We start from the raw sequence: 5082 nt of genomic DNA on the forward strand, positions 1-5082 counted from the left end.
CCTCCCAAATAGGTTTACCATCAATCGCATTTTCAGCATCAAAATTTGATAAAAAATCTTTTTTTAAATCAGATAAATCAGTATTGATCATATTAATATGATCGATAGATTTTAAGGGTATAATTATGTTGTCCAAAAACAGATTGTAATTTTCAAGCAATCTCCAATCAAAGTAGATTGCTTGTAAAGGATATCCTATTTTCTTTGTAAGCATTAACATTGGATTTCCCAGATATGCTACTGATAACCTACCAATTCCTTTTTCCCCCGCTTTAATCCTAGGTCTTTTCCATAAAGTATCTTCTGACTCTTGATCTACTTCTGCCCTCGATTTTGAATCCGTTCCAAGCACTAACCATTTGTCTAAAATGTCAGTACTGGACATTCCTTTACCATCGTCAGAAATAATAAAATATGACTTTGAAAGCCCATTATATCCTTCTTTATACAAATCAGCTCTTAAGTTATCTGCATAAGCATCATAACCATTTTTCCAAAGCTCCGTAATTGCAGTTGGTAAATCGGCAATTTGCCCTTTCCCTAATAAATCTACGGCTCTGGCTTTTGTTCTAAACTGCATTATTATGATTTTGGATTATTGCTTTGCCTATGGCGGTAGCATATTTTGGTGGTACAGCATTACCAATCATCCTTGCGGTATTGGCAATACTTGTTGTTTTAAAAATATAATCTTTTGGAAAAGACTGTAATACAGCCCCTTCTCTTAATGAAATAGCTCTATCTTCTTCTGGGTGTCCAAATCGCCCATTAGATAAGCTAAAAAATTTAGTAGTTATTGTAGGAGACGGCTTATCCCACCACATTCTTCCATAAACATCTTTAAAGCCGTCGGTTTTCCCTTTATGGCATTTTGGAGCTAATTCTTCATTATTAACGTAAGCTAATCTCGTCCCTCCATTTTTGGGGGTTACGGCAAGCCTATCTAAGTTTATTTTTTGTAATCCAGCTACCGTATGTAAAAATGGAGAATTATCTTTATGACCATGAGAAACTTTAGGAAATCCATTATGCTCTCCAATAACATCTCTAACAGTAACTTTTTCTCCTTTTAAAGGAATAGGCGTTATTTCCTGTGAGCTAACCCGGTTAGCAATTAATGTGAATCTTTTTCTATGTTGTGGAACACCATATTCACTCACTTCGTGAACATCAAAATGAACTTTGTAGCCACTTTCATTTAATCGTCTTACAAAACCTGCTAAGCCACTTGCTCTTTTTTTTCTAAGAACACCAGGTACATTTTCAACAACTACATAACCAGGATTAAAATATTCTACAAAACGTCTGAACTCTTTCAGTAAGTTTTTAGATTTCTTGGATTTTTTCTTATCAGTATTAATAATACTCCAAAACTGACATGGACTACAACCGATTAAAACAAGTTCATCATCATTTTTTTTCAATGATAATCTATCTTCAAGTTCCTTTTCTGTTAAGTTAAAAACATCCGCTGGAATAAATTCTGCCCCTATTATATTGGATCTATATGTTTCTTCACAACTTTCATCTACGTCAATTCCCGCAAGAATCTGAATCCCAGCCTCCTGCATTCCATAGCTCATTCCGCCGCCAGAGCAGAAAAAATCGACGGCTTTTAGTTTTTTATATGACATAACAAAAAAATTATGCAAAAATACGCAAAATACATTTTTAACTAATATAATAAATTTTTATTAATTTCAATTGTTTTTCTTTTTTATCTAACATTTCTATATTTAAATCTGCTTAAAATGGATAAACATTCTAAAGAACAACGCTCAAAAAATATGCGAGCAATTAAAGCAACAGGAACTAAAGATGAAGTTCGTTTGGCAAAAGCCTTATGGAGTTTAGGATATCGATATCGAAAGAATAATAAAACAATATTCGGAAAACCTGATCTTACTTTCAAGAAATACAAGTTAGCAATTTTCGTTGACAGTGAATTTTTTCATGGCAAAGACTGGGAGACTGAAAAGCACAGAATTAAATCTAATACCGAGTTTTGGCATAAGAAGATTGAACGAAATATTCAGAGAGATAAGGAAGTAAATAGTTATCTTATCCAAAATGGGTGGACAGTTTTGAGATTTTGGAGTAAAGATGTGAAGAAATATTTAGATGAGTGCATACAAAAAATAGTTTCAATTATTGATTCTAATAAATAGTACTTTATACTGCTTTCTCTTTGTTAAGGTAATTTTGAAAATAACCTTTACTCCTAAACAGCAAAAGAGCCTGCCCAAATCTCAGGGCAAACTCTTTTTATTAAAATCTAAAAAAACTTATCGTATATTAAAGTTAGGTTCGGGTAAATTAAAATACCGGTATGTATTATTATTGTGCTAAAACATCATTATTTTCAGTCTCTTCCATAGTATAAGGATCTTCATACTCTGAAAATTCTTCAAACAATTCGTATCTGGGTTTTGAGAATGAACTTAGAAAGGTAATGGTTGTGCGGTTTCCGTTTTCATCTACTTTTACAACAATAGAAGTACAGCAGGGGGAAGCGTTGAAATAATTTTCAAACCTTCTGCCGCATTTAAAGCATTCGGTAATAATGATTTCTTCTGTCTCGAAATTTTCCATGGTAATTGTGTGTTTTTTTATTAACAGCTCGTTTTAGGAGCTAAATATATTTTTTCATCAGTCAGTTGTGTTTTCAGAATTCAAATATACGACTAATTCTCTACCTGTACTTTATTGAACAACGAAACTTTGTAAAGTGCATCAATAACATCTTCGTCATTCACCTTCCTGTTTTTTACTTTTCTAATGTAATCGGGATCTCTGGATTTCTTAAGAATTATGTTCACAGAACCCGTGTAGCGCGTCGGTAACCATTTATCAATAAAATCAAATCGTTCATTGATGGTGTTCTGATAGGGATATATCAATTTGCTCATACAAATAAATATTTTTGTTTAACCTTTTTTCGTAATTTTGTGTTTATCTCTCCGAGATAATTATAAAACAAATATACAACTATATATTTAAAAACAATAATTAATTGAAATTTTAACAATTAATTATTAAATAAAATTAAAAAGAAGAAATTATTCGATATGAAAATTCACGAAAAGATACGCGAGTACAGCAAATCAAAAGGAGAAACTTTAAGAGAAATAGCCGAAGAATACGGCATGACTCCGCAGGCTATTCAGCTTTATTTTTCAGGAAAAAATGCAATTCCACTCAATTTTCTGGTTTGGTATCTGGAAAAACATCCGGACCTGGATCTTTATGCACTTTTTGACAAGAACAGAGAAAGCATTGTTTCTGAACCGAAAACACCTTATCATAAAAAAACTAAAAAGCAGGAAGTAATAGACCAAATTGTTGCGATCCTGCAAAAAGAAATGTAATATCCACAGAAGATTAATTACCTTAATACATCAACCGGAAAATTAAAACAAATAATCTTTCCGGTTTTATTTTTCTGTAAATGAGAGAAATATCCCTTCTTTGATTCTTTTACTTAATTATAGCAAAATTAGTTGTACTCTTTTTAACAATTTATTTATCTTCGCACCTCTGAAATTTAAAAAGTTAGTTGCGCAAAATCACAAATATGACTATTAATGCTTCTCATAAACTGATTCCCATGACGGATTTTGTCATCGAGTATTATTCGCATGAAGGATATGCAGATCTTCAGACGCTTAAACTGATGAACAATTACGCCAATCTTTTGAAAAAGGAGCTTACATTGGGAATGTTTGTTCCAGTAGATTCTTCGGGCGAAATCCTGAAGGAACCCAGAAACTACGAATCGTGGAAAGCGCTAGAGCATAATTCCAAAAAAAGAAACGATGAAGAAAGTAAGGCTTTCGAAGATTACAAAATCTATCAGAAAGCCGAAAAAAAATGTCTTTTTAAAGGATTTAAAATTGCCTATAACGGCTATTCCGTCGTGAGGATTGTAGCTTCTTACAACACTTCAATTGAACTTTCATTCAACAAAAACGAAAAAACATTCCAAAACTTTAAAGATATTGAATCGCTTACGTCTTTTGATGAAATCTATCTGAACAGTTCTGCTTTGAAGAAAATAGGAATTCAGAAATAATTATCAGATAAGCATATACAACTACTCTTTTACCGCATTTCCGTACACTTCCAAAGCCCTTTTTCTGGCAAAAGTATGCTCCACAATCGGTTCTGCATTGATGTCTTTTTCAGAAAGCCATGTTTTGATGTATTTTAAATCTTTATCAAATTTTTTGGTCTGCTCCGAAGGATTGAAAACCCTGAAATAAGGCGCTGCATCGCAGCCGCATCCTGCAGCCCATTGCCAGTTTCCGTTGTTGGAGGACAACTCGTAGTCCAGAAGTTTTTCTGCAAAATACGCTTCTCCCCATCTCCAGTCTATTAAAAGATGTTTGGTAAGAAAACTTGCAACAACCATTCTTACCCTGTTGTGCATAAATCCCGTTTCGTTTAGCTGTCTCATTCCCGCGTCTACAATCGGATAACCAGTTTTTCCTTCACACCATTTTTTAAACTCCTTTTCATCATTTCTCCATTTAATCCTGTCATATTTTTCTTTAAAAGAATTGTTGACCACTTTCGGGAAATGATACAAAATCTGCATAAAAAATTCTCTCCAGATCAGTTCATTCAACCAGACTTCATTGTGTTTTTCTGCAAATTCCACACATTTTCTTACGGAAATGGTTCCGAAACGAAGCGCAATTCCTAATCGTGTTGTATGATCCATTGCTGGAAAATCTCTGTATTCATTGTAATCATCAATAATCTTTTTTTCCAGTGAAGGTTTTTTAAATTCCAGATCTGTTTTCTGAAAACCTAAATCTTTAAGCGTTAAAAATCTGGAAGGCGAATATGGATGAAATTTTGAAAAATCAACTTCCATTTTTTTGAAGGTGACAGACTTGAAATTTTCTTTCCATTTTCTTGAATAAGGGGTATAAACAGTGTAAGGCTTTCCGTCATTTTTTACCACCTCATCCTTTTCGAAAATCACCTGATCTTTGAAATCCTGAAAATTAATATCACTTTTTTTAAGCAGATCCTGTATTACTTCGTCTCTTTTTATTGCCTGCGGTTCATAATCCC

At 33.0% G+C, this 5082-nt stretch carries 8 protein-coding genes; 3 read left to right on the forward strand and 5 right to left on the reverse strand.

Features of this window, described 5'->3' with window-relative positions; translation table 11 throughout:
* A partial coding sequence (locus WFK35_RS20445) for an ATP-binding protein (RefSeq protein ID WP_336734304.1) occupies positions 1–580 on the reverse strand: 580 nt, incomplete at its 3' end.
* A complete protein-coding gene (locus WFK35_RS20450; RefSeq protein ID WP_336734306.1) occupies positions 570–1634 on the reverse strand; it encodes a DNA cytosine methyltransferase in 1065 nt (354 codons plus the stop codon). The genes WFK35_RS20450 and WFK35_RS20445, both read right to left, overlap by 11 nt.
* A 117-nt stretch (positions 1635–1751) precedes the next feature.
* Between WFK35_RS20450 and WFK35_RS20455 the strand changes: the two genes are divergently transcribed.
* Positions 1752–2168 (forward strand): very short patch repair endonuclease, encoded by a 417-nt coding sequence (locus WFK35_RS20455; RefSeq protein WP_336734309.1) that lies wholly within the window; start codon positions 1752–1754, stop codon positions 2166–2168.
* A gap of 169 nt (positions 2169–2337) precedes the next feature.
* On the opposite strand, the gene WFK35_RS20460 is transcribed toward WFK35_RS20455, so the two are convergent.
* On the reverse strand, positions 2338–2592 hold the full coding sequence (locus tag WFK35_RS20460; protein WP_336734311.1) for a hypothetical protein: 255 nt from the start codon (positions 2590–2592) through the stop codon (positions 2338–2340).
* A 92-nt stretch (positions 2593–2684) separates the two neighbouring features.
* Entirely contained in the window at positions 2685–2909 is a 225-nt protein-coding gene (locus tag WFK35_RS20465) for a hypothetical protein (RefSeq protein ID WP_214590458.1), read from the reverse strand.
* A 159-nt stretch (positions 2910–3068) separates the two neighbouring features.
* Here WFK35_RS20465 and WFK35_RS20470 point away from each other — a divergent pair, with 159 nt between their 5' ends.
* Positions 3069–3368 carry a helix-turn-helix domain-containing protein gene (locus WFK35_RS20470; RefSeq protein WP_214590459.1) on the forward strand — a complete coding sequence of 100 codons (300 nt, stop codon included), beginning with the start codon at positions 3069–3071 and terminating at the stop codon, positions 3366–3368.
* A 206-nt stretch (positions 3369–3574) separates the two neighbouring features.
* A complete protein-coding gene (locus tag WFK35_RS20475) occupies positions 3575–4072 on the forward strand; it encodes a hypothetical protein (protein WP_336734313.1) in 498 nt (165 codons plus the stop codon).
* Between the two features lie 21 nt (positions 4073–4093).
* Here WFK35_RS20475 and WFK35_RS20480 read toward each other — a convergent pair.
* The coding region (locus tag WFK35_RS20480; RefSeq protein ID WP_336734314.1) for a cryptochrome/photolyase family protein at positions 4094–5082 on the reverse strand (989 nt) is incomplete at its 5' end.

This window comes from Chryseobacterium sp. VD8, from assembly GCF_037149975.1.
In the GTDB taxonomy this organism is placed as follows: domain Bacteria; phylum Bacteroidota; class Bacteroidia; order Flavobacteriales; family Weeksellaceae; genus Chryseobacterium; species Chryseobacterium indicum.

Bases quoted from the DNA above. Each gene is read 5' to 3' on its own strand.
- WFK35_RS20450 (WP_336734306.1), bottom strand. From the start codon at position 1,634: ATGTCATATAAAAAACTAAAAGCCGTCGATTTTTTCTGCTCTGGCGGC.
- WFK35_RS20455 (WP_336734309.1), top strand. From the start codon at position 1,752: ATGGATAAACATTCTAAAGAACAACGCTCAAAAAATATGCGAGCAATT.
- WFK35_RS20460 (WP_336734311.1), bottom strand. From the start codon at position 2,592: ATGGAAAATTTCGAGACAGAAGAAATCATTATTACCGAATGCTTTAAA.
- WFK35_RS20465 (WP_214590458.1), bottom strand. From the start codon at position 2,909: ATGAGCAAATTGATATATCCCTATCAGAACACCATCAATGAACGATTT.
- WFK35_RS20470 (WP_214590459.1), top strand. From the start codon at position 3,069: ATGAAAATTCACGAAAAGATACGCGAGTACAGCAAATCAAAAGGAGAA.
- WFK35_RS20475 (WP_336734313.1), top strand. From the start codon at position 3,575: ATGACTATTAATGCTTCTCATAAACTGATTCCCATGACGGATTTTGTC.